The organism is Nonomuraea rosea, from assembly GCF_039539705.1.
Taxonomy (GTDB): domain Bacteria; phylum Actinomycetota; class Actinomycetes; order Streptosporangiales; family Streptosporangiaceae; genus Nonomuraea; species Nonomuraea rosea.
The window spans coordinates 742,319-762,268 of sequence record NZ_BAABDQ010000001.1 but is presented as its reverse complement, the minus strand read 5'-3'; the positions used below and the strand labels follow the sequence as shown (position 1 = coordinate 762,268).

The 19,950-nt window shown below is 71.3% G+C and carries 23 protein-coding genes; 11 read left to right on the top strand and 12 right to left on the bottom strand.

Annotation, left to right across the window (positions count from 1 at the left end):
* Positions 1–87: 87 nt before the first annotated feature.
* The gene (locus ABEA43_RS03765) at positions 88–1,110 is read right to left on the bottom strand and encodes a zinc-binding dehydrogenase (RefSeq protein WP_345558622.1); all 1,023 of its coding nucleotides are present in this window, start codon (positions 1,108–1,110) and stop codon (positions 88–90) included.
* 84 nt (positions 1,111–1,194) lie between these two features.
* Here ABEA43_RS03765 and ABEA43_RS03760 point away from each other — a divergent pair, with 84 nt between their 5' ends.
* A complete protein-coding gene (locus ABEA43_RS03760) occupies positions 1,195–1,899 on the top strand; it encodes a TetR/AcrR family transcriptional regulator (RefSeq protein WP_345558620.1) in 705 nt (234 codons plus the stop codon).
* 21 nt (positions 1,900–1,920) lie between these two features.
* Here ABEA43_RS03760 and ABEA43_RS03755 read toward each other — a convergent pair whose 3' ends face one another.
* A complete protein-coding gene (locus ABEA43_RS03755) occupies positions 1,921–2,466 on the bottom strand; it encodes a type 1 glutamine amidotransferase domain-containing protein (RefSeq protein ID WP_345558618.1) in 546 nt (181 codons plus the stop codon).
* Between the two features lie 118 nt (positions 2,467–2,584).
* On the opposite strand from ABEA43_RS03755, the gene ABEA43_RS03750 reads away from it, so the two are divergent.
* Positions 2,585–2,848: a heavy-metal-associated domain-containing protein gene (locus ABEA43_RS03750; protein ID WP_345558616.1), complete on the top strand. Its 264-nt coding sequence runs from the start codon at positions 2,585–2,587 to the stop codon at positions 2,846–2,848.
* A gap of 7 nt (positions 2,849–2,855) precedes the next feature.
* Here ABEA43_RS03750 and ABEA43_RS03745 read toward each other — a convergent pair whose 3' ends face one another.
* Both ABEA43_RS03745 and ABEA43_RS03740 read right to left on the bottom strand, forming a co-directional pair.
* Positions 2,856–3,437 (bottom strand): Pr6Pr family membrane protein, encoded by a 582-nt coding sequence (locus tag ABEA43_RS03745; RefSeq protein ID WP_345558614.1) that lies wholly within the window; start codon positions 3,435–3,437, stop codon positions 2,856–2,858.
* Between the two features lie 3 nt (positions 3,438–3,440).
* Positions 3,441–3,800, bottom strand: a complete 360-nt coding sequence (locus ABEA43_RS03740) for a ribosomal maturation YjgA family protein (RefSeq protein ID WP_345558613.1) — start codon at positions 3,798–3,800, stop codon at positions 3,441–3,443.
* A 147-nt stretch (positions 3,801–3,947) separates the two neighbouring features.
* On the opposite strand from ABEA43_RS03740, the gene ABEA43_RS03735 reads away from it, so the two are divergent.
* The 5 genes from ABEA43_RS03735 to ABEA43_RS03715 are packed head-to-tail and all read left to right on the top strand — an operon-like array spanning position 3,948 to position 9,667.
* Positions 3,948–5,762: an ABC transporter substrate-binding protein gene (locus ABEA43_RS03735; RefSeq protein ID WP_345558612.1), complete on the top strand. Its 1,815-nt coding sequence runs from the start codon at positions 3,948–3,950 to the stop codon at positions 5,760–5,762.
* Positions 5,759–6,814 (top strand): ABC transporter permease, encoded by a 1,056-nt coding sequence (locus ABEA43_RS03730; protein ID WP_345558610.1) that lies wholly within the window; start codon positions 5,759–5,761, stop codon positions 6,812–6,814. Before ABEA43_RS03735 ends, ABEA43_RS03730 begins: the two co-directional genes overlap by 4 nt.
* Positions 6,811–7,692, top strand: a complete 882-nt coding sequence (locus ABEA43_RS03725; RefSeq protein WP_345558609.1) for an ABC transporter permease — start codon at positions 6,811–6,813, stop codon at positions 7,690–7,692. The genes ABEA43_RS03730 and ABEA43_RS03725 overlap by 4 nt, the downstream gene beginning before the upstream one ends.
* A complete protein-coding gene (locus ABEA43_RS03720) occupies positions 7,689–8,663 on the top strand; it encodes an ABC transporter ATP-binding protein (RefSeq protein ID WP_345558607.1) in 975 nt (324 codons plus the stop codon). Before ABEA43_RS03725 ends, ABEA43_RS03720 begins: the two co-directional genes overlap by 4 nt.
* Complete coding sequence (locus ABEA43_RS03715; RefSeq protein WP_345558604.1) at positions 8,660–9,667, top strand: ABC transporter ATP-binding protein; 1,008 nt, start codon at positions 8,660–8,662, stop codon at positions 9,665–9,667. Before ABEA43_RS03720 ends, ABEA43_RS03715 begins: the two co-directional genes overlap by 4 nt.
* Before the next feature lie 3 nt (positions 9,668–9,670).
* Here the strand turns inward: ABEA43_RS03715 and ABEA43_RS03710 are convergent, their stop codons facing one another.
* Together ABEA43_RS03710 and ABEA43_RS03705 are read right to left on the bottom strand one after the other, a co-directional pair.
* Positions 9,671–10,318, bottom strand: a complete 648-nt coding sequence (locus ABEA43_RS03710; RefSeq protein WP_345558789.1) for a response regulator — start codon at positions 10,316–10,318, stop codon at positions 9,671–9,673.
* Between the two features lie 116 nt (positions 10,319–10,434).
* Positions 10,435–11,571, bottom strand: a complete 1,137-nt coding sequence (locus ABEA43_RS03705) for a sensor histidine kinase (protein WP_345558602.1) — start codon at positions 11,569–11,571, stop codon at positions 10,435–10,437.
* Between the two features lie 109 nt (positions 11,572–11,680).
* On the opposite strand from ABEA43_RS03705, the gene ABEA43_RS03700 reads away from it, so the two are divergent.
* Positions 11,681–12,790, top strand: coding sequence for an alpha/beta hydrolase family protein (locus ABEA43_RS03700; RefSeq protein WP_345558600.1), 1,110 nt, complete (start codon positions 11,681–11,683; stop codon positions 12,788–12,790).
* Here ABEA43_RS03700 and ABEA43_RS03695 read toward each other — a convergent pair.
* Both ABEA43_RS03695 and ABEA43_RS03690 read right to left on the bottom strand, forming a co-directional pair.
* Complete coding sequence (locus ABEA43_RS03695; RefSeq protein WP_345558598.1) at positions 12,751–13,575, bottom strand: NmrA family NAD(P)-binding protein; 825 nt, start codon at positions 13,573–13,575, stop codon at positions 12,751–12,753. The two genes, ABEA43_RS03700 and ABEA43_RS03695, sit on opposite strands and share 40 nt — an antisense overlap.
* A gap of 60 nt (positions 13,576–13,635) precedes the next feature.
* A complete protein-coding gene (locus ABEA43_RS03690) occupies positions 13,636–14,811 on the bottom strand; it encodes an FAD-dependent monooxygenase (protein WP_345558596.1) in 1,176 nt (391 codons plus the stop codon).
* Positions 14,812–14,871: 60 nt separating this feature from the next.
* Here ABEA43_RS03690 and ABEA43_RS03685 point away from each other — a divergent pair, with 60 nt between their 5' ends.
* The gene (locus tag ABEA43_RS03685) at positions 14,872–15,438 is read left to right on the top strand and encodes a TetR/AcrR family transcriptional regulator (protein ID WP_345558594.1); all 567 of its coding nucleotides are present in this window, start codon (positions 14,872–14,874) and stop codon (positions 15,436–15,438) included.
* Between the two features lie 5 nt (positions 15,439–15,443).
* On the opposite strand, the gene ABEA43_RS03680 is transcribed toward ABEA43_RS03685, so the two are convergent.
* Positions 15,444–16,082, bottom strand: coding sequence for a maleylpyruvate isomerase N-terminal domain-containing protein (locus ABEA43_RS03680; protein WP_345558592.1), 639 nt, complete (start codon positions 16,080–16,082; stop codon positions 15,444–15,446).
* Positions 16,083–16,192: 110 nt separating this feature from the next.
* Entirely contained in the window at positions 16,193–16,822 is a 630-nt protein-coding gene (locus ABEA43_RS03675; protein ID WP_345558590.1) for an FMN-dependent NADH-azoreductase, read from the bottom strand.
* A 71-nt stretch (positions 16,823–16,893) separates the two neighbouring features.
* On the opposite strand from ABEA43_RS03675, the gene ABEA43_RS03670 reads away from it, so the two are divergent.
* A complete protein-coding gene (locus ABEA43_RS03670; protein WP_345558588.1) occupies positions 16,894–17,442 on the top strand; it encodes a TetR/AcrR family transcriptional regulator in 549 nt (182 codons plus the stop codon).
* A 3-nt stretch (positions 17,443–17,445) separates the two neighbouring features.
* Here the strand turns inward: ABEA43_RS03670 and ABEA43_RS03665 are convergent, their stop codons facing one another.
* The gene (locus ABEA43_RS03665; RefSeq protein ID WP_345558586.1) at positions 17,446–18,186 is read right to left on the bottom strand and encodes a nucleotidyltransferase domain-containing protein; all 741 of its coding nucleotides are present in this window, start codon (positions 18,184–18,186) and stop codon (positions 17,446–17,448) included.
* 10 nt (positions 18,187–18,196) lie between these two features.
* Here ABEA43_RS03665 and ABEA43_RS03660 point away from each other — a divergent pair, with 10 nt between their 5' ends.
* Positions 18,197–19,012, top strand: coding sequence for an SDR family NAD(P)-dependent oxidoreductase (locus ABEA43_RS03660; RefSeq protein ID WP_345558584.1), 816 nt, complete (start codon positions 18,197–18,199; stop codon positions 19,010–19,012).
* Here ABEA43_RS03660 and ABEA43_RS03655 read toward each other — a convergent pair.
* Positions 18,999–19,940, bottom strand: a complete 942-nt coding sequence (locus tag ABEA43_RS03655) for a ribose-phosphate diphosphokinase (protein ID WP_345558582.1) — start codon at positions 19,938–19,940, stop codon at positions 18,999–19,001. The genes ABEA43_RS03660 and ABEA43_RS03655 overlap by 14 nt on opposite strands.
* Positions 19,941–19,950: the final 10 nt, after the last annotated feature.

Here is a 19,950-nt window from a genome sequence, read left to right as displayed (position 1 = left end):
TGGGGGGCGCGGAGGACGCTCCATTTGGTCTACGTCTAGACCATTTCTTTCCAGGGGACAAGGCGTTACAGACGAGTTTCGATCTCGTCAGGGGTGCTGGTGGCTCGTGACGTCGAGAACGATCTTGCCGGACGCGGTCCGGGCGAGCTGGGCGGTCTGTGCCTCTGCCGGCCGCTCCCAGGGGACGCGCAGGCCCACGTCTACGGCCAGGTCGCCGGTTTCCATGAGGGCGAGGAGCTGGGCCAGGTCGGCGGCCGGGGCGGTCACGTCGCCGAACGAGCTCAGCGATCTGGCCTCGCCCAGGGAGAAGGTCGAGTTCGGGACGAAGACGGCGTCCTCGCCGGAGGCCCAGCCGATGCTCTGGAGGTTGCCGCCCGGTTCGAGCAGGCCCCACGCGGTGACGAGGGTGGGGCCGCCGAGGACTTCGACGACGACGTGCACGGGGTCGACGCCGTCGAGCCCGGTCACCACCTCCACGGTCCCCGGGGCATCGGTCCCGGCGCGGCGGGCGGTCAGGTCGCGGGCGCGGCCGGGGTGGCTGACGGAGGCGATGACGTGGGCGCCGGCCAGGGCGGCCAGCTGTACGGCGAGCCGCCCCACCGCGCCGGACGCCCCGGTCACCAGCACCCGCACCCCGCTCCCGGCCGCACCGGGCGGGGGCGCTGCCGGCGTGCCGGTCGGCTGGAGGGGGTGCGGCGCCGGCGTGCCGGGCGTTCGGGGTGGCACGTTCAGGCCGGCCGCGCGGAGTGAGCGTAGTGCGGTGAGGCCGGCCATCGGGAGGGCGGCGGCCGTGGCCAGGTCCACGTCGGCGGGCACCACCGCCACCGCGTCCGTGCCGAACACCGCCCGCTCCGCCCACACCCCCGGCCCGAACGCCGCCACCCTGGCGCCCACGGCGGGGCCCGTGCCGTCCTCGGCGGCGCGGAGCACGATCCCGGCGGCGTCGTAGCCGAGCACCGTGCCCTCCGGCAGGTGGCTCATGTGCCGCAGGTCGCTGAAGTTGACCGACGCGTGGCGGATCTCCACGAGCACCTGCCCGGGGCCGGGCTCCGGCTCGGGCACCTCCGTGAGCCGGCCTTCGCCGCCGGGCCCGGCGATCAGTGCGCGCATGCTTCCCCTTCCATCGATACGGACTAACGGTCCGCTTAGATGCTAGGGGGACTGACGGTCCGCTTGCAACGGTAGAGTGTGCGGGTGCGATCAGATGCGACCCGCAACCGGGAGGCGATCCTGCGCGCCACGGAGGAGCTGCTGGCCGCGCACGGCGCCGAGCACATCTCGCTCGATCGGGTGGCCGCCGCCGCGGGGGTGGGCAAGGGCACGCTCTTCCGGCGCTTCGGCAGCCGGACCGGGCTGTTCCAGGAGCTGCTCGCCGAGCGCGCCGCCGCGCTGGCGCTGGCGATCGAGTCGCCCGGCTCGGCGCTCGGCCCCGGCGCACCGCCCGAGGACCGGCTGCTCGCCTTCCTGGACGAGCTGGCCGAGCTGGCCGAGCGCAACCTGGCGTTGTTCGCGGCGCATGAGCGGGCATGCGCGGAGGACAAATACCGGGATCCGACCTATCTCCGCTGGCACCGCCACGTGACCGCGCTGATCGTGGAGGCGGCGGCCGGGGGCGAGCGGCAGCGCGAAGCCGCCCACGCCCGGCCGGACGGGCCCGGGGGCGGGCCGGACGGTGCGGGGGACGGGCCGGACGGGGACGGGCAAGGGGACGCGCCGGACAGCGCAGGGGACGGGCTGGACGGCGCAGGGCCGGACGGGGACAGGCTCGACGCGGAGTTCGCCGCGCACGCGCTGCTCGGCTCGTTCGACGCCGACCTGGCCCGTCACGTGATGGCGGACGGCGGGGTGGCGCGGCTCAAGTCCTCCGTCAGGGGCCTCGCAGCCGCCCTCCTCGCCTGACACCGCCCCCGGCCGCGAAAGCTACTGCGAGAACGCGTCCATGGCGGCCTGGCAGAAGGCCTTGAGGTCGTCCGGCTTGCGGCTGCTGACCAGCGTGTTCGGCCCCGCCGTGCAGACCATGACCTCCCGGTCCACCCAGGTCGCCCCCGCGTTGCGCAGGTCCGTCTGCAGGCTGGGCCACGACGTGAGGGTCCGGCCGCGCACCACGTCCGCCTCGACCAGGGTCCAGGGCGCGTGGCAGATGGCGGCCACCGGCTTGCCCGCCTCGAAGAAGGCCCGCGCGAACTGTACCGCGGCCGGGACCGTACGCAGGAAGTCGGGGTTGGCGACGCCTCCGGGGAGCACGAGCCCGTCGAAGGAGGCCGGATCCGCACCGTCCACGGTCTCGTCCACGGCGAACGTGTCGGCCCTGTCCAGGTGGTTGAACCCCTGGACCTGCCCGGGGGAGGTGGAGACCAGCCTGGGCGTCCCGCCCGCCTGTTTGACGGCCTTCCAGGGCTCCGTGAGCTCGACCTGCTCGACGCCCTCAGGAGCGACCAGGAATGCGATCGTTCTGCCGTTCAGCATGTGAACCCTCCTTGAGATGCCTGATCCCCACCCCCTAACCGGCACGGCCCGATGTATGCGTCTTTACCCCTAGGGGGTATAGTGTGCCCGCAGGAGTAACGAGAGTGAGGAGTGCGGCATGACTGTGACGACGTACCAGGTTGAGGGCATGACCTGCGGCCACTGCGTCAGCTCCGTGACCGAGGAGGTCGGCAAGGTCGCCGGGGTGAGCGGGGTCGAGGTGGACCTGGCGGCCGGAGCCGTGACCGTCACCAGCCAGGAGCCGCTCGACCGCACGGTGATCGACGCGGCGGTGGTGGAGGCCGGTTACGAGCTGGCCGGCAAGGTCGAGCTGCTCCCGCAGGCCGGCGGCTCCTGCTGCGGCTCCGGCGGCTGCCACTGAGACGCGCTCAGGTCTCCACCGGCCCGGCCGTGAGCCGGTGGAGGCCGAGCAGCGCGTAGCCGAGGACGACGAAGCCCGCCAGCACCGCCCCCGCCATGAGCGCGGCGCCGGACCAGCCGAGCCGCTCGACGTTCAGGAACGGGTAGACGTAGCGCCTGGGCAGGGCGGGGGCCGCGAGCAGGACGAAGACGCCGTACGCGAGCGGATAGGCCAGCCAGGCGAACGGCGCCGCCCACCGGGCCCGGCTCGACCGGTCGAAGGCCAGCCAGTCGATGACCGCCATGATCGGCGTGACGTAGTGGAGCAGGAAGTTCCCCAGGCCGCGCACGCCGCCGTCCAGCAGCGTCAGCGGGCTCGCCAGGTCGCGTGAGACGTAGTTGAGCAGGCCGGTGACCAGCAGGTAGAGCGTCACCGCGCCCTTCAGCGTGGCCGGCGTCCCGCGGCCGAGCAGCCGCCAGCCGTAGTAGAGGGCCAGCATGACGTTGCTCTGCACGGTGAAGTACGCCCACGGGCTGCGGATCGACACGGCCAGGCAGACGAGACCCGACGCGGCGGCGGCGACGAGCAGGATCCGCCATATCGTCGGCATGGCTCAGCCGCCCGCCCGGCTCAGCCGGCTGAGCCACAGGGCGTGCACGGCCCACGCGAGGCCGGCGCCGACGGCGTACCAGAGCAGGTCGGGCGGGTTGAACGTGCTGCCGAGCACCGGCCGCAGCGGCGCGGGGATCTCCCAGAGCTGGGCGAACTCGATCGCCCAGCTCAGCCCGGCGGCGGTCGCGGCCGCCGCCCACGGCCGCATCCTGGGCAGGACGAGCAGGACCAGAGTGTAGATCAGCACGGTGTAGAGGGCGTCGCCCGCGTATTTCGGCACGGGCCCGTCCCAGAGCACCCGGACGCCCACTCCGAGCGCGACGGTGAGGGCCGCGGCGTAGAGGACGGGCAGGCGGGGCACTAGATCACGATAGTGCCAAGGGTGCTGAAAATTTACACCGCAAAAGGAAACGAGAATGAAACAATTTTCCGCCACGCGTTGACACGCGGTCTCCGTATGGTGTGCCTTTCTCTACACAGGAATCCCCCGCCTGAAGGTGAGGCACTTATGAGGAAATGGTTCGCACGCCTGGCTGTGCTGGGCGTCGCGCTATTAGTAGCAGGCCAGGGCGCTGGAGCCGCTCTTGCCCAAGAACCGGCGGCGGGGAAGAAGACCGTACGGGTCGGCGCGACCCAGTCGATGGACTCCATGAACCCGTTCCTGGCGGTCCGCCTGGTCTCGACGTCGATCCACCGCTGGATGTACGGCTATCTCACGGTGCCCGACTCCAAGACGCTCCAGCCCAGCCCGGACCTGGCCGAGTCGTGGACGACGTCCCCCGACGGGCTGACGTGGGTGTTCAAGATCCGCGCGGCCAAGTGGTCGGACGGCAAGCCCGTCACGGCCGACGACGCCGCCTGGACGTTCAACAAGATGATGACGGACGAGGCCGCCAAGACGGCCAACGGCCCGGCGGTGGAGAACTTCGAGAGCGTCACGGCCAGCGGCCAGGACCTGACGATCAAGCTCAAGTCCCCGCAGGCGTCCATGCTGGAGAACCCGGTCCCGATCATGCCCAAGCATGTCTGGGAGTCGGTCACCGACATGGCGAACTACGACGCCGAGAAGTACCCGTCGGTGAGCAGCGGCCCGTACATCGCGGTCGAGCACAAGAAGGACCAGTACGTCAAGCTGCAGGCCAACCCCAACTACTGGCGGGGCAAGCCGAAGATCGACGAGCTGCAGGTCATCTTCTACGACAACCCGCAGGCCGCGATCGCCGGTCTGAAGAAGGGTGACATCGACCTGCTCGGCCGGATGACGCCGCCGGAGTTCCAGGCCATCCAGAACGACCCGAACATCGAGGCCTGGAACACCCAGGGCCGCCGCGCGTCCTACCTGCAGATCAACCACGGCGCCACGACGACCGACGACAAGGCCCTCGGCGACGGCCACCCGGCGCTGAAGGACGTGAAGGTCCGCCAGGCGCTGCACTACGCCATCGACAAGCAGAAGCTGGTCGCCGAGGTGCAGAGCGGCCTGGCCAAGCCGGCCGACGGCTCGATCGTGCCGCCGATGTACAAGGACTTCTTCTGGGAGGCCACCGGCGACACCAAGGTCACCTACGACGTGGCCAAGGCCAACAAGATCCTCGACGACGCCGGCTACAAGAAGGGCGCCGACGGCGTCCGTACGATGCCCGACGGCGGCAAGAAGCTGGAGTTCCGCTTCAGCATCCACACCGACACCCCGATCGAGGACAAGCTCGCCGAATACCTGACGGGCTTCTTCAAGGAGATTGGCGTCACGCTGACCACCAAGAAGCTCGACTCCAGCAAGTTCACCGAGGAGACCGGCGTCACCGGCCTGTTCGACATCGCCATCAGCGGCTGGTCGGTCAACCCCGACCCCGAAGAGGTCATGGCGACGCACCTGTGCAGCCGCAGGCCGGCTCCGGGCGGCGAGGGCGGCGGCACCGAGTCCTTCTACTGTGACGACACCTTCGAGAAGCTCTACAAGGAGCAGCTCGGCGAGCTCGACCGGCCCAAGCGGGCCGAGCTCCTCAAGCAGATGCAGGAGCGCCTCTACACCGACGCTCCGATCATCGCGATCTACTACACCAACGACCTTGAGGGTTACCGCAAGGACCGGATCACCAGCATCACCCCGATCCCTGAGGACAAGGGCCTCCTGTACGGCGGCAGCGGCTACTGGCCGTTCTACACCGTGGACGTCAAGGCCACGGCCACCGGCGGCGCCAGCGCCGACGGCGGCTCCAACACGGGTCTCATCGCCGGCGTCGTCGGCGGCGTGGTGGTCATCGGACTCGTGGTCTTCTTCCTGACCAGGCGGCGTAAGAGCGTCGCAGACGAACGCGAATGACAACTCCGCTCGAAGCAACAGAGCCCGCCGCCGCCCAGGCGGCGGGCCCTGGCGACGGGCGTTCCACCGGCCGGAGCACGCTGCAGTACGCGCTGTCGAAGGCCGGTGGAGCGCTGTTCAGCATCGCCATGGTGATCGTCGGCACGTTCTTCCTGTTCCGGCTGCTGCCCGGCGATCCGGTACGCAACATGGCACAGGGCCGCAACATGACCCCGGCCCAGCTCAACCTCGAACGCCACCGGCTCGGCCTGGACAAGTCCCTGATCGAGCAGTTCTTCGACTTCGTGGGCAAGGCCGTGCGTCTCGACCTCGGCACCTCCTACGAGTACAAGCGGCCGGTGCTCGACCTCATCGGCGAGCGGCTCGGCCCGACGCTGCTGCTCGCGGGCACGGGCCTGGTCATCGCGGTCAGCCTGGGCATCTGGCAGGGCACCAGGGCGGGCTGGCGGAACGGCAGCCGGTTCGACCGGTTCTCCACCGGCGCGTCGCTGGTGCTGTGGTCCGTGCCGACGTTCTGGCTCGGACTGCTGATGATGATGGTGTTCGGCGTCGGCATCGGGCCGATCCCGGGCATCTTCCCCTTCCGGGGCATCGAGAGCGTGGACGCGCCCGACGGCTTCGCGTACATCCTGGACGTGGCCTCCCACATGGTGCTGCCGTGCCTGACGCTGGTGGCCGTGGTCTACGCGCAGTACCTCCTGGTCATGCGCTCCTCGCTGCTGGAGGAGGTCAGCCAGGACTACATCACCGTGGCCAGGGCCAAGGGCCTGCGCGACGACGAGGTACGCCGCCGCCACGCGGTGCCGAACGCCCTGCTGCCCACGGTCACGCTGGTCTTCATGCGCATCGGCTTCGTGGTCGGCGGCGCGGTCACCGTGGAGACGATCTTCACCTGGCCCGGTCTGGGGCAGCTGTTCTACGAGGCGGTCAGAGTGCCTGACTTCACACTCATGCAGGGCACGTTCCTGCTGATCACCGTGGCGGTGATCGTCATGAACACGCTGGCCGACGTGGTCTACCACGTGCTCGACCCGAGGGTGAGGTCGGCATGACCAGCGTCACAGCGGCCCGCAGGAAGCTCGCGCTGAGCCGCTTCTGGGTCGGCTTCCGTACCCACCGCGCCGGTATGACCGGCCTGGTGGTCCTGCTCGTCGCCGTGGTGCTCGCGCTGATCGCGCCGCTGTTCATCGACGAGAGCGTGACCAGCGTCGTGGACGCGCCGGGCAAGGAGTTCGACGGGCCGAGCCTGGCCTTCCCCTTCGGCACCGACGAGTCCGGCCGGAACCTGCTGCTGATGATCTGGTGGGGCTCGCGCGCTTCGCTGCTCATCGGCTTCCTGGCCGCGCTGCTCAGCATCGTGATCGGCATGGTCGTCGGCATCGCGGCCGGGCACTTCCGCGGCTGGCTGGGCGGCGTGCTCATGCGCGTCACCGACTGGTTCCTGGTGCTGCCGTCGCTGGTCACCGCGCTGGTGCTGGCGGCCATCCTGGGCGGTACGACGTTCACGATCATCATGGCGATCGGCGTCACGACGTGGCCCTCGACGGCCCGGCTGATCAGGGCCCAGACGCTCGCCGTCGAGGCCAGGCCGTACATCGAGCGGTCCAAGGCGCTCGGCGCCGGGCACTGGCACATCACCACCCGGCACGTCCTGCCCAACGTGGCGCCGCTGCTGCTGGCCAGCACCACGCTGGAGGTGGCCAGCGCGATCGTCACCGAGTCCACCCTGGCCTTCCTCGGCGCCAGCGCGAACAAGACCTCCTGGGGGACCATGCTGCGCGGCTCCTACGACTACGGGGCGGCGACCGAGGGCGCGTGGTGGTACATCCTCATCCCCGGTCTCGCCATCCTCGTCGTCGTCATGGCGTTCACCCTGGTCGGGCGCGCCCTGGAGGCCGTGCTCAACCCCCGGCTGAGGAGGGCCGCATGACTCTTCTTGAGCTTGACGACCTGTCCGTGACGTACCGCATCGCCTCGGGCGAGGTGCCCGCCGTGCGCGGTGTGTCGCTGACCCTCGACTCCGGAGCGGCACTCGGAGTCGCCGGCGAGTCGGGATCCGGCAAGTCGACCCTGGCCATGGCGCTGCTCCGGCTCCTGCCCCGGGACGCGCGCGTCGGCGGCCGGATCCTGCTCGACGGCGAGGACATGCTCACCATGAACTGGGGCCGCATGCGCGCCGTGCGGTGGGCTGAGGCCTCGATCGTCTTCCAGGGCGCCCAGCACGGCCTCAACCCGGTGCGCAAGATCGGCGACCAGATCGCCGAGCCGCTGCTGGTGCACGGCCTGGCCAAGCCGGACGCCGCGCGCAAGCGGGTGGCCGAGCTGCTCGACCAGGTCGGGATGCCCGCCTGGCGGGCACGCAGCTTCCCGCACGAGCTGTCCGGCGGCCAGCGGCAGCGCGTCATGATCGCGATGGCGCTGGCCTGCTCGCCCCGCCTGATCATCGCCGACGAGCCGACCACCGCGCTCGACGTGATGGTGCAGGCCCAGGTCCTGACGCTGATCAAGGACTTGGTGGCCGAGCACGGCATCTCGCTGCTGATGATCTCGCACGACCTGTCGGTGCTCGCCGACGTCTGCGACCAGCTCGCGGTCATGTACGCGGGCCGCGTCGTCGAGCACGGCCCGTCCGGCGAGGTGTTCCACGACGCCAAGCACCCCTACAGCAGGGCGCTGGCGGCGGCGTTCCCGACGGTGGGCGACCCCGCGTCGCGGCTCGCGCCCAAGGGGCTCGGCGGCGATCCGCCCGACCCGATGCAGCTGCCCAGCGGGTGCTCGTTCCATCCGCGCTGCCCGGTGGCGCTGGACGAATGCGCGAGCCTGGACGTGGAGCTGTGGCCGGCGGGCGAGCACCGTACCGCCGCCTGCGTGCACGTCCGGGCCAAGGAGGACGCTTCATGACCGAGACGACGCAGAGCACCAAGGAGGCCGTGGCCACCGCGCGGACGAGCCTCCTGGAGGCGCGGGACCTGCACGTGGAGTTCTCCGCGCGCGGGCGCCGCGCCCGCGCCGTGGACGGCGTGAACCTGTCCATCGGCGAGGGCGAGATCGTGGCGCTGGTCGGCGAGTCCGGCTGCGGCAAGACCACGCTGGCCCGCACGCTGCTCGGCCTCGAACGCCCCACCTCGGGCGAGGTCCGCTACAGCGGCGCCGCGCTCGACTACCGCTCCAAGGCGCTCAAGGCCTACCGCAGGGAGGTGCAGCTCGTCCTGCAGGACCCGACCGGCTCGCTCAACCCCCGGCACACGGTGTACGAGGCCGTCGCCGAGGGGCCGCGCATCCACGGGCTGCCGGACGAGCAGGAGGTCGTGGCCGAGGCCCTGTCCAGGGCGGGGCTGCGACCGCCCGACCGGTTCTTCCTGCGCTACCCGCACGAGCTGTCCGGCGGCCAGCGGCAGCGCGTGGTGATCGCCGGCGCGCTGGCGCTGAACCCGAAGGTGCTGATCGCCGACGAGCCGGTGGCCTCCCTGGACGCGTCCGTACGCGGTGAGATCCTGGCCCTGATGCTCAAGCTGCGGGCGGATCTGGGGCTGTCCGCGCTGGTCGTCACGCACGACCTCGGGCTGGCCTGGAACATCGCCGACCGGGTGGCCGTGATGTACCTGGGCAGGATCGTCGAGTCCGGGCCCGTGGAGCAGGTGCTGACCGCGCCGCGGCACCCGTACACGCAGGCGCTGATGTCGGTGCTGCCGGAGTCGCCGGAACGGGTGGTGCTGACCGGCGAGCCGCCGGACCCGACCAGGATCCCCGGCGGCTGCCGCTTCCACGCCCGCTGCCAGGTGCTCGCCTCCGGGCGGGCGGCCGAGGCGGGGGTGGCCGACCGGTGCAAGTCACAGCCGCTGAACGTCCTGCCCGCCGTGCCCGACGCGCAGGCGGCCTGCCACTACGCGGATCTCATCGGCTGAGGCTCAGCCGAGGTCCGCGTCGTGGACCAGGATGGCCGCCTGGACCCGGTTGGCCAGGCCCAGCTTGGCCAGGACGCGGCTGACGTGCGCTTTCACGGTGGCTTCCGTGAGGTGCAACTCGCGGCCGATCTCGGCGTTGGACAGGCCGCGGGCCAGCGCCCTGATCACGTCCTCCTCGCGGCCGGTGAGCCCGGCGAGCTGCTTGCGCGCGGCCTCGGCCCGTGAGGGGGCGCGAGTCGCGTACGAGGCCAGCAGGCGCTTGGTGACCGACGGGGAGAGCATGGCCTGGCCGCCGGCGACCGTGCGGACGGCGGCGGCCAGCTCGCGCGGCGGGGTGTCCTTGAGCAGGAACCCGACCGCGCCCAGGCGAAGCGCCTCGTGCACGTACTCGTCCAGGTCGAACGTGGTGAGCATGACCAGTTTGGGCGGGTCCTGGCCGGCCAGGATGCGGGCGGCGGCACTCAGGCCGTCGAGGCCCGGCATGCGTACGTCCATCAGCACGACGTCGGGCCGCAGCCGCCGCACGGCGGAGACCGCCTCGTGGCCGTCGCGGGCCTCCCCGGCGATCGCGATGCCGCCCGCGGCCTCCAGGATCAGCCGCAGCCCCGACCGCACGAGCTCCTCGTCGTCCACGACGAGCACCCGGATCATGCCAGGGCCACGAGCGGGCGTCTCGGGCACGCCGGGGTCGCGGCCGGGAGGGGCGGGCACGCCGGGGTCGCGGCCGGGCGTCTCGGGCATGCCGGGGTCGCGGCCGGGTGGCGGGTTCATGCCGGGATCCTGGCGTGGACGAGGAAGCCGCCGCCGGCCTGCGCGCTGGTGCGCAGCGTGCCGCCGAGCAGCTCGACGCGCTCCCGCAGCCCCACCAGGCCCCAGCCCGCGCCCGGCAGCTCCTCGCGTGACACGGCCGGCGTCCCGTTGCGCACCTCCACCTCCAGCTCGTCGTCCAGGTAGCGGATGCGCACGTCCGTGCCCGCGTTCCCGGCGTGCTTGTGCACGTTGGTCAGCGCCTCCTGCACCACCCGGTACGCCGTCCGCTCCACGGTCGCCTCGACCGGCCGCGGCGCACCCTCGTCATGCCTGGTGACGGCGATGCCCAGGGCGCGGGACTGGTCGAGCAGCCGGTCGAGGTCCCCGAGCGTCGGCTGCGGGCGCAGCGCCACCTCCCGCCCCGCCGAGACGACGCCCTCGGGCAGGGGCGTGCGGAGGACGCCGAGCACGTCGCGCAGGTTCGTCAGCGCCTCCCGCCCGATCCCGCCGATCAGGGCGGCGGCCCGCTCCGTCTCCTCGTCGCCCGCCCGCATCTCCAGCGCCCCCGCGTGCAGCACGATCAGCGAGACCCGGTGCGCGACCACGTCGTGCATCTCCCTGGCGATCCTGGCCCGCTCCTGCGCCCTGGCCTGCTCGGCGCGCATGACCTGCTCGCGCTCCAGCCGCCCGGCCCGCTCCCTGGCCGCCGCCTGCACCTCCCGCCTGGCGCGGTACCAGAGCCCCAGCGCCAGCGGCAGCCCGATCACCGCCGTCGCCGTCAGCAGCGCGTTCCCGGTCGTGGCCGTGGCCAGCTCGTGCTCGCCGCCCCGCACCAGGCCCACCACGGCGGACAGCCCGACCACGGCCACGGCGGCGCCGACGTACGCGGCCAGCTCGCGGCCCCTGCGCAGCGTCGTACCGGCGAAAAAGGAGGCGGCCAGCAGCGGCGGCCACATCACCAGCCAGACGTAGGCGACGGCGCCCGCCGCGGCCAGCGGCCACCAGGACCGCTGCGCCCGCCAGGCGGCCAGGCCCGCCACCGCGGCCACCGCGACCAGCACCGGGAGCGGCAGGTCCGACCGCACCCCGGCCTGGCCGTGCACCACGAGCAGCGAGAGCGCGCCCACACCGGCGCCGAGCAGAACGAACCGCATGGTCACAGCGTATGGGCCGGTCAGGAAAGGATATTACGACGAAAGTCGTAGAAGCCGATCGACGATCGGGGCGGACGGTGCGACGGCCGTGGCGGCCAGCCTGGTCCCCATGCGGAGAACCCTGGCTGTCTCAGCCCTGTCATTGATCGTCCTGTCCGGCGCCACCCAAGCCCAAGCCCAAGCACGGCCCGAGCTCGCGCTCCCCGCGCCGACCGGAGCGAAGCCCGTCGGCACGACCAGCCTGTACCTGGTCGACGCGAGCCGCCGGGACCCGTGGAACCCCGAGGCGGACAAGCGCGAGCTCATGGTCTCGCTCTGGTACCCCGCGAAACGGGCCACCGGGAAACGCGCCCCCTACGTGACCCCGCAAGAGTCCGCCGCGATCCTGAAGGAGGTGCCCGGCCTGGAGGGCGTCGCCCCCGACGCGCTCACCAAGACCAGGACGCACGCCAGGACCGGCGCCCCCGTGCGGACCGCCAAGGGCGGCCTGCCGCTGGTGATCATGTCGCCCGGCTTCACGTTCCCCCGCGCCACCCTCACCTCGCTGGCCGAGGACCTCGCCAGCAGGGGATACCTGGTCGCGGCGGTGGAGCACACCTACGAGTCGGTCGCCACCACGTTCCCCGACGGCCGGACCACCTCCTGCCTGGCGTGCGTGAAGGGCCAGGACGGCGCCAAGGTGGCCGCGAGCCGCGTGACGGACGTGCGGTTCGTGCTGGACGAGCTGCTCAAGGGCCGGTGGGGCAAGGTGATCGACCGCTCGGCGATCGCCATGGCCGGCCATTCGATGGGCGGCAACAGCGCCGCCCAGGCCATGCTCGCCGACTCGCGGGTGAAGGCCGGGGTGAACCTGGACGGCACGTTCAACCCGATCGTGGCGCCGCTCGACCGGCCGTTCCTGCTGATCGGGTCGCCGAAGCACACGCCCGGCGGCGCGGACGAGTCGTGGCGCGAGTCCTGGGCCAACCTGACCGGCTGGAAGCGCTGGATCACCGTGGCGGGCACCGACCACTCGGCGTTCGTGGACTACGCCGTGCTCAGGCCCGCGCTCGGCATCCCCGCTCAGGAGCTCGACGGCACGCGGGCGCTGCGGATCACCCGTGCGCACCTGGCCGCGTTCCTCGACCGGCACCTGCTGGGCGAGCGGACCCCGGTCGAGGACTTCCCCGAGGTCACCGATCAGTCGCGGAACGCGTCGGCGTTCTCCGCGGCCCACTGAGCGAAGCCGCGCGCGTCCCGGCCGGTGACCTCGCGCACGGTCGGGACCACCGTGTAGCCGGCCTCGGGGGTGTCGCCGAGCGCGCCGACGAGGAACTCGATGGTCTCCTCGCCCATGCCGTCGGCCGCCCACTTGGCCCTGGCCTCGTCCACCGTCAGCTCCACGAACTCCACGTTCTTGCCGATCGCCGCCCCGAGGATGGCCACCTTCCGCTGGAGGGTGATCGCCTCGGGACCGGTCAGCGTGTACGTCCTGCCGCCGTGGCCCCCCTCGACCAGCACCGTCGCGGCCACGGCGGCGATGTCGCGCTCGTGCACCAGGGCGCTCAGGCGCTCGCCGAACGGCTCCTTGATGACGCCTTCTGTCCTGACCGTGTGCGCCCACCAGCGCAGCGTGTTGGACATGAACTCGACCGGGTGCAGCAGCGTCCACTCGATGTCGGTGCCGGCCAGCGCCTGCTCAAGGGCGCCGTCCGCGCGGCCGCCGAGCACCGTGGCGCGCCGTACTCCCGCCTTGACGGCCAGCTCGACCAGCCGCGCGCCGTCGGGGAGCGGCGCGTAGTCGTCGCCCGCGAAGTTGATGAAGTGGACCCCGGTGACGCCCTCGAAGGCGGCGGCCACGGAGTCGGGCTCGGCGAGGTCTCCGGCGACGACCTCGACGTCCTCGGGCAGGCCCGCCTTGGCGGGGTTCCTGGTCAGGGCCCGCACCTGCTGCCCGGCCGCGCGGAGCTCCTCGACGACGAGACGGCCGACGGTCCCGGTGGCACCGGTGACGAGGATGGTCATGACAAACCCCTTTGCTGTGGAACGGAACGTTCTGCTCTTACTATAGCAGAACGGAACGCTTTATTCCACGTACTGCTTGAGTGTGATGGCGTTCGCTGCCCTGGAGATCGGTCCGGTGACCCGCTCGACCATGCGGTCGCGGCCCGGCAGGTGGGGGAGCAGCTTGATCATCCTGGTCTGGAACCACAGGGCCGCCCGCGACCCGATCACCATGCCCTTGACGTTGGCCGGCCCGAGCGCCTGGTTGGCCTCGACGAACGTGCGCATCTCGCGCTCGTACCCGTCCGCCCCGCCGCCGGCGGTCAGCTCGCCCGCCAGCACGTACGCCCCCACGAGCGCCAGGCTCGTCCCCTGCCCCGAGGCGGGGGAGGCGCAGTAGCCCGCGTCGCCGACGAGCACGACGCGCCCCTTCGACCAGTGGTCCATGTGGATCTGGCTCACCGAGTCGAAGTAGAAGTCCTTGGCGTCGCGCACGGCCTCCAGCAGGGCGGGGACCTGCCATCCCGACCCGGCCATGGCCCGCGTCAGCAGCTCCTTCTGCCCGGCCACGTCGCGGTGGTCGTAGTCCAGCGGCTGCGACGACCACATGAACAGGGCCTTGGCGCCGGTGTCCTGGCGGGTGCTGTAGACGTTCGCGGTCCTGCCGGGGGCGGCGTGCACGGCCTCCTCGCGGTCCAGGCCGAGCGTGTTGGGGACCGTGCAGATCGAGATGTAGTAGCCGAGGTCGCGGGCGAAACGGGACTCCTCGCCGAAGGCGATCCGCCTGGTGGTGGAGTGGGCGCCGTCGGCGCCGATGACGAAGTCGAACGTGCGCGGCTCCGAGCGCTCGAACGTCACCGTGCCGTCCTCGGCGATGGCGGTGATGGAGTCGTCGAAGATGTACTCGACGTCGTCGCTGGTCAGGTCGTACAGCAGCTCGTTGAGGTCGCCGCGCATGATCTCCAGGTCGTCGCTCATCCGGCCGCCGAACAGGTCGGCGTCCAGGGTCGCGACCCGGCGGCCCTTGGCGTCGTAGTGGGTGGCGATCCGCATGTCCGTGCTCCTGGCGCGGACGGCGTCTAAGAGGCCCATGCGCTCGATCACCTGGAGCGCCGCGCCGCGGATGTCCACTTTGTAGCCGCCCTCGCGGATCGCGGGGGCTCGCTCGACGACGGTCACGGTGCAGCCGTGGCGGCGGAGCCAGTAGGCGGTGGTGGTGCCGGCGATGCTCGCCCCGGAGATGAGGATGTTCGTCATGGCTTGAAAGTACATCTGTCTCAGACGCTTGTCTAGGACGATTGTGCTAATCTTTTCAATATGGGAAACAGGGAAGATCTCCTGGCCGGGGCGAAGCAGTGCCTGATCGAGAAGGGCTACACGCGGACGACGGCGCGTGACATAGCCAACGCCTCGGGCGTGAGCCTGGCCGGCATCGGCTATCACTTCAGGTCGAAGGAAGCGCTGATGAACGAGGTGGTGTTCGCGGCCATGCGGGAGTGGGGCGACGAGCTCGCGGTGACGCTGGCGGGCGAGGTGGAGGCGGACGCCACGCCGCTGGAGCGGTTCGAGGCGGCGTGGGACCGGGTGGTGGAGTCGTTCACCAGGCTGCGGCCCATGTGGGTCACGCAGTTCGAGCTGCTCGGGCAGATCGACCACATGCCGGAGGTGCGCGAGCAGCTCGTGCGGGGCATCAAGGAGGGGCGGCTGGGGCTGGCCGAGCTGTTCGAGGGCGTCGACCCGGGCGGCGACCCCGAGCGGGGGCGGCTGACCGGGACGGTCTATCAGGCCATGCTGACGGGGTTCCTGTCACAGTGGCTGCTCGATCCGGACAGCGCGCTGTCGGGCCGCGAGGTGGTCGCGGCCCTGCGCATGATCACCGCTTGAGCGGGCTAGAAGGCGCTTATGGTGGCGGGGGCGCGCTCGGCCCTGCTCAGCGTGCGGATGACCGCCGTCGCGCCGTGGCGGTGCACGGCGAGCCTGGCCAGCAGCTTGACCACGGGATCGATGACCGGCGCGGGCAGCTCGGGCGTCTCCACGCCGACGCTGGCCGCCAGGTCGTCGGAGTGCACGACCAGCTCCACCAGCCGGGTGAGCAGGAAGTCGTCGAGCCGCAGCGACCATCCCGACGACCGTACGAACACGACCCGCTCGGCCGGCTCGGCGGGCAGCGCGGCCAGTTGCTGGTCGAGCAGCGACTGCGCGTTGCCGACCAGCGCGTCGGGCCCGGCGGCGGCCGAGGCCTCGCCGGCCCGCCGGATGCCGACGTTGCTCTCGTGGTCGAGGCCGGCCTGCACCCACGGAGACCGCGTGTAGTGCTCGATGAGCTCGACGGGCTCCTGAACCTCCCCGTTCGGGGAGAGCACGTCGCCGACCCTGACGAGCTGGTGGGCCAGGTGCCCGGCCAGCCCCGCGACGGTGAACTCCGTGAGCGCGCTCGGCTTGTCCCATGCCGCCTTCACGGCCGGGTCGCGGAGGAGCGACACCGCCGAGCTCGCGGCCACCAGATAGGACTGCCTGATTTCCCCCATTTGTCGCCCTTCCCCTGGTTCAGGTGGTAACTCGCGCCAAGACTATCCCCCGCCTCTCGGCGCGAGGTCGGCCGTCCTGGTCGTGTTCACCATGCGACCTCCTTGAGGGTTCACCGTGCCACCTCCTTGAGCGCCGCCGCCAGGGACTCCTCGTGCCGGTCGCGCAGGTGCGCCAGCGCCGGGTCGAGGCGGGCGTTGACCAGCTCCGCGTGCACGAAGGTGACGTCCTCGACCCTGAAGTGGCCCTTGAAGAAGTCCCGGAGGTAGCGCTCCTCGTGGTCGTACGGCTCGCGCGGCGTGCCGGGCCCGTACGCGCCGCCGCGCGCTCCCGTCACCACGAACGAGCGGCCCGCGAGCGACATTCTGGGAAAGGTGATCTGGTCGAGCCAGGCCTTCAGCGCGGACGGGATCGAGTAGTTGTACATCGGCGTGCCGATCAGGATCACCTCGGCCGCCACGACTTCGTCGAGCAGCGGCGCCAGGACGGCCCACGCCCGCTGCTGGGCGGGCGTGCGCACCGCCTCCCGATAACGGGCGATGTCGGTGATCTCGTGCTCCAGGACGTAGTCGCACAGCTCGGTCCAGGCCTCGCCGATGTGCGGCACCGGCTGCGCCGCGAGGTCGCGGTAGACGTACCGGCCGCCCGGGTGGGCCGCGCGCCAGGTCTCGGCGTACCGGGCCGACAGCGTGCGTGAGAACGAGCCCGCGCGCCGGGCGCTCGCGTCCAGGTGCAGCAGCATGAGGACTCCTTTAAGTGGACATATCGTCCGCTTCACTATAACCGGACGATATGTCCACCTACAATGGGCGCATGGAGAGAGCCGACGCCGCCCGCAACCGCGCCAGGATCCTTGACGCCGCCGCCCTGCTCTTCGCGGACCGGCCCCCACAGGAGGTGACCATGGAGGACATCGCCAAGAAGGCCGGAGTGGGCCGGGGCACGCTCTACCGGCGCTATCCCGACCGCGCGTCGATCGCGGTGGCGCTGCTCGACGAGCACGAGCGGGCCCTGCAGGAGCGGCTGCTGCGCGGCGAACCGCCGCTCGGCCCGGGAGCGCCGCCGGCCGAGCGGCTCGCCGCCTTCTACGCGGCCATGGTGCGGCTGCTGGAGGAGCACTCCCACTTGGTGCTCGGGACCGAGGTCGGGCGCTCGCGCTTCGAGACGGGCGCGTACGGGTTCTGGCGGGCGCACGTACGCGCGCTCCTCGTCGCGGCCGGCACACCGAACCCGGACGCCCTGGTGGACGTCCTGCTGGCCCCGCTGGCCCCCGAGGTGTACGGCCACCAGCGCGGCACACTCGGGCTGACCCCGGAGCAGATCATCGAGGCCCTGACCACCCTGACCGCCACTCTGAGCTGACTCTCATCCGGAGGTCTCGCTCAAGGCCTTCCTGATCGCGGACCTGATGAAGGCCCGAGCCAGCTTGCCCCTCCTGAACCGGCTCAGCACCGGAGCGGGCGTGTCGTACCGGCGGGCGCGCACGTCGGCCACCACGCTCTCCGGCGCGCCCAGCTCGGCCAGCACGTCGAGCGCCGCCAGCTTGCTGATCAGGCGCCCGTCCCTGAGCGTGACCGTGGCCCTGGCCACGGTGACCATGCCCAGGTCCACCCAGACGTCGCGCAGCCAGCGCCGCCGGCCACGCGTCTTCTCCAGCCAGTAGTCCCGCAGATCCGTCCGGACGAAGTCGTGCAGCTCCTGGTCGGACACCTCGGGAAGCAGCCCGGCGGGCGGCGGCCCGGACAGCAGCAGCGCGCCCTCGTGCAGCTCGCGCCGCGTGATCGCGGTGACGGGACGGCGGAAGATCTGCTCGTGCGCCCACGACACGTGCTCGGTGCCCAGGTCCGCCAGCTCCTGCCTGGCCATGTACGAGCAGTGCAACCGGCCCGCCAGCGGCGAGTCGATCCCCCGGTGCACGGCCTTGATCCGCCGCCACTGCTCCATCGTCACGGGTGCGTCCAGGACGGCGATCAGGTCGAGGTCGCTCCTCCCCGGCCGGTAGTCGCCCGCCGCCAGTGAGCCGTGGGCCCACAGGGCGACCAGGGGGACGGCCGGTTCGACACGTTCCAGAAAATGCCGTAGCAGGTGGTCAGTCGCTGCGTGCATGATGGCCACTATGATCGATACCCGCCTGACTGGGAAAGTCGCGCTGGTCACGGGGGCCAATCAGGGCATCGGCGCGGCCACCGCGATCGCGCTCGCCGCGGAGGGCGTCTCCGTCTTCCTCACCTACAAGCGCCTGACCCCGCTGCGCGATCCGGCCTATCCCGCCGCCTACGACCAGGTTCGCGGCGGCGACGCCGGCGAGGTGGTCGCCCGCATCCGCGCGGCCGGCGGCACGGCGGAGGCCGCCGAGGCCGACCTGGCCGACCCCGCGACCCCGGGATCCCTGTTCGACCAGGCCGAGAAGGCGCTCGGCCCGGTGGACATCCTGGTCAACAACGCGAGTGCCTCGCTCGGCAACACCTTCACGCCGAGCGCGTCCGACAGCTTCGGCCGTACGCTCAGGCCGGTGGACGCCGAGACGCACGACCGGCAGTTCGCGGTGGACGTGCGCGCCGCCGCACTGCTGATCGCCGAGTTCGCCCGGCGGCACGTCGAGCGCGGCGCGTCCTGGGGCCGCATCATCGGCCTCACCTCCGGCGGCCCCGGCGGCTTCCCGACCGAGGTGTCCTACGGCGCGGCGAAGGCCGCTCAAGAGAACTACACCATGTCGGCCGCGCACGAGCTGCGCGCGTACGGCGTCACGGCCAACATGGTCTACCCGCCCGTGACCGACACCGGCTGGGTCAACGAGGAGGTGGAGCGGTCGGTCGCCGACAGCCCGGTGTTCCTCGGTGTCGCCCAGCCGGAGGAGGTGGCGGAGGTGATCACGTTCCTGGCCTCTCACCAGGGCAGGCGGGTCACCGCGCAGATCGTCAGGATGTACTGAACAGGGCGCTCACCGACTCGCCGTCGTGGATGCGGCGCATGGCCTCCGCCAGGGCGGGCGCGATCGACAGCACCGTGAGCTTGTCGCTGGGCTTGGGCGGCGGCGGCACGGTGTTGGTGCAGACGATCTCCTCGACCTCGGGCAGCGAGCTGAGCCGCTCGATCGACCCGCCCGCGAAGAGCCCGTGCGTGCAGGCCACCCGCACCGTACGCACGCGCTGCTCGCGCAGCCGGTCGAGCAGCTCGATGACCGTGCTGCCCTTGGCGATCTCGTCGTCCAGGATGATCACGTCCTTGCCGGTCACCTCGCCGATCACGGAGCTGATCACCACGCGGTCGTCGCTGAAGCGCTGCTTGGCGCCCATCGCGACGCCGGTGCCGAGCAGGCGGGCGAAGTGGGCGGCCTCCTTGGCGTTGCCGAGGTCGGGGGAGACGACGACGGTGTTCGACAGGTCGTACTGGCGGAAGTGCGCGGCCAGCTCCCGCAGCGCGTGCAGGTGATCGACGGGCACGCTGAAGAAACCGTGCACCTGTGGCGAGTGCAACGTCATCGCCAGCACCCGGCTGGCACCCGCGGCCACCATCAGATCGGCGACCAGGCGCGCGCCGATGGAGATGCGCGGCTCGTCCTTCTTGTCCGAACGGGCGTAGGCATAGTGGGGGAGAACGACCGTGATCCTGGCCGCGGACGCGCCGCGCGCGGCGTCGAGCATCAGTAGCAACTCGACCAGGTGCTCCTGCACGGGTGGCACCAAGGGCTGGATCAGAAACACGTCGCGCTCGCGGCAATTGGCCTGGAGCTGCACTTCCAGAACGTCATTGGCAAAGCGGTTGAGCCGGACGGGATGCAGGCGTGTGCCCAGGTGGGAGCAGATCTCCTCGGCCAGGTCGGGATGGGCGCTGCCGCTGAATACCGTGATGTCTCGCACGATTCCGTAA

Bases quoted from the DNA above. Each gene is read 5' to 3' on its own strand.
- ABEA43_RS03765 (WP_345558622.1), bottom strand. From the start codon at position 1,110: ATGCGCGCACTGATCGCCGGGCCCGGCGGCGAAGGCCGGCTCACGGAG.
- ABEA43_RS03755 (WP_345558618.1), bottom strand. From the start codon at position 2,466: ATGCTGAACGGCAGAACGATCGCATTCCTGGTCGCTCCTGAGGGCGTC.
- ABEA43_RS03750 (WP_345558616.1), top strand. From the start codon at position 2,585: ATGACTGTGACGACGTACCAGGTTGAGGGCATGACCTGCGGCCACTGC.
- ABEA43_RS03745 (WP_345558614.1), bottom strand. From the start codon at position 3,437: ATGCCGACGATATGGCGGATCCTGCTCGTCGCCGCCGCCGCGTCGGGT.
- ABEA43_RS03735 (WP_345558612.1), top strand. From the start codon at position 3,948: ATGAGGAAATGGTTCGCACGCCTGGCTGTGCTGGGCGTCGCGCTATTA.
- ABEA43_RS03730 (WP_345558610.1), top strand. From the start codon at position 5,759: ATGACAACTCCGCTCGAAGCAACAGAGCCCGCCGCCGCCCAGGCGGCG.
- ABEA43_RS03725 (WP_345558609.1), top strand. From the start codon at position 6,811: ATGACCAGCGTCACAGCGGCCCGCAGGAAGCTCGCGCTGAGCCGCTTC.
- ABEA43_RS03720 (WP_345558607.1), top strand. From the start codon at position 7,689: ATGACTCTTCTTGAGCTTGACGACCTGTCCGTGACGTACCGCATCGCC.
- ABEA43_RS03715 (WP_345558604.1), top strand. From the start codon at position 8,660: ATGACCGAGACGACGCAGAGCACCAAGGAGGCCGTGGCCACCGCGCGG.
- ABEA43_RS03710 (WP_345558789.1), bottom strand. From the start codon at position 10,318: ATGATCCGGGTGCTCGTCGTGGACGACGAGGAGCTCGTGCGGTCGGGG.
- ABEA43_RS03705 (WP_345558602.1), bottom strand. From the start codon at position 11,571: ATGCGGTTCGTTCTGCTCGGCGCCGGTGTGGGCGCGCTCTCGCTGCTC.
- ABEA43_RS03700 (WP_345558600.1), top strand. From the start codon at position 11,681: ATGCGGAGAACCCTGGCTGTCTCAGCCCTGTCATTGATCGTCCTGTCC.
- ABEA43_RS03695 (WP_345558598.1), bottom strand. From the start codon at position 13,575: ATGACCATCCTCGTCACCGGTGCCACCGGGACCGTCGGCCGTCTCGTC.
- ABEA43_RS03690 (WP_345558596.1), bottom strand. From the start codon at position 14,811: ATGACGAACATCCTCATCTCCGGGGCGAGCATCGCCGGCACCACCACC.
- ABEA43_RS03685 (WP_345558594.1), top strand. From the start codon at position 14,872: ATGGGAAACAGGGAAGATCTCCTGGCCGGGGCGAAGCAGTGCCTGATC.
- ABEA43_RS03680 (WP_345558592.1), bottom strand. From the start codon at position 16,082: ATGGGGGAAATCAGGCAGTCCTATCTGGTGGCCGCGAGCTCGGCGGTG.
- ABEA43_RS03675 (WP_345558590.1), bottom strand. From the start codon at position 16,822: ATGCTGCTGCACCTGGACGCGAGCGCCCGGCGCGCGGGCTCGTTCTCA.
- ABEA43_RS03670 (WP_345558588.1), top strand. From the start codon at position 16,894: ATGGAGAGAGCCGACGCCGCCCGCAACCGCGCCAGGATCCTTGACGCC.
- ABEA43_RS03665 (WP_345558586.1), bottom strand. From the start codon at position 18,186: ATGCACGCAGCGACTGACCACCTGCTACGGCATTTTCTGGAACGTGTC.
- ABEA43_RS03660 (WP_345558584.1), top strand. From the start codon at position 18,197: ATGATCGATACCCGCCTGACTGGGAAAGTCGCGCTGGTCACGGGGGCC.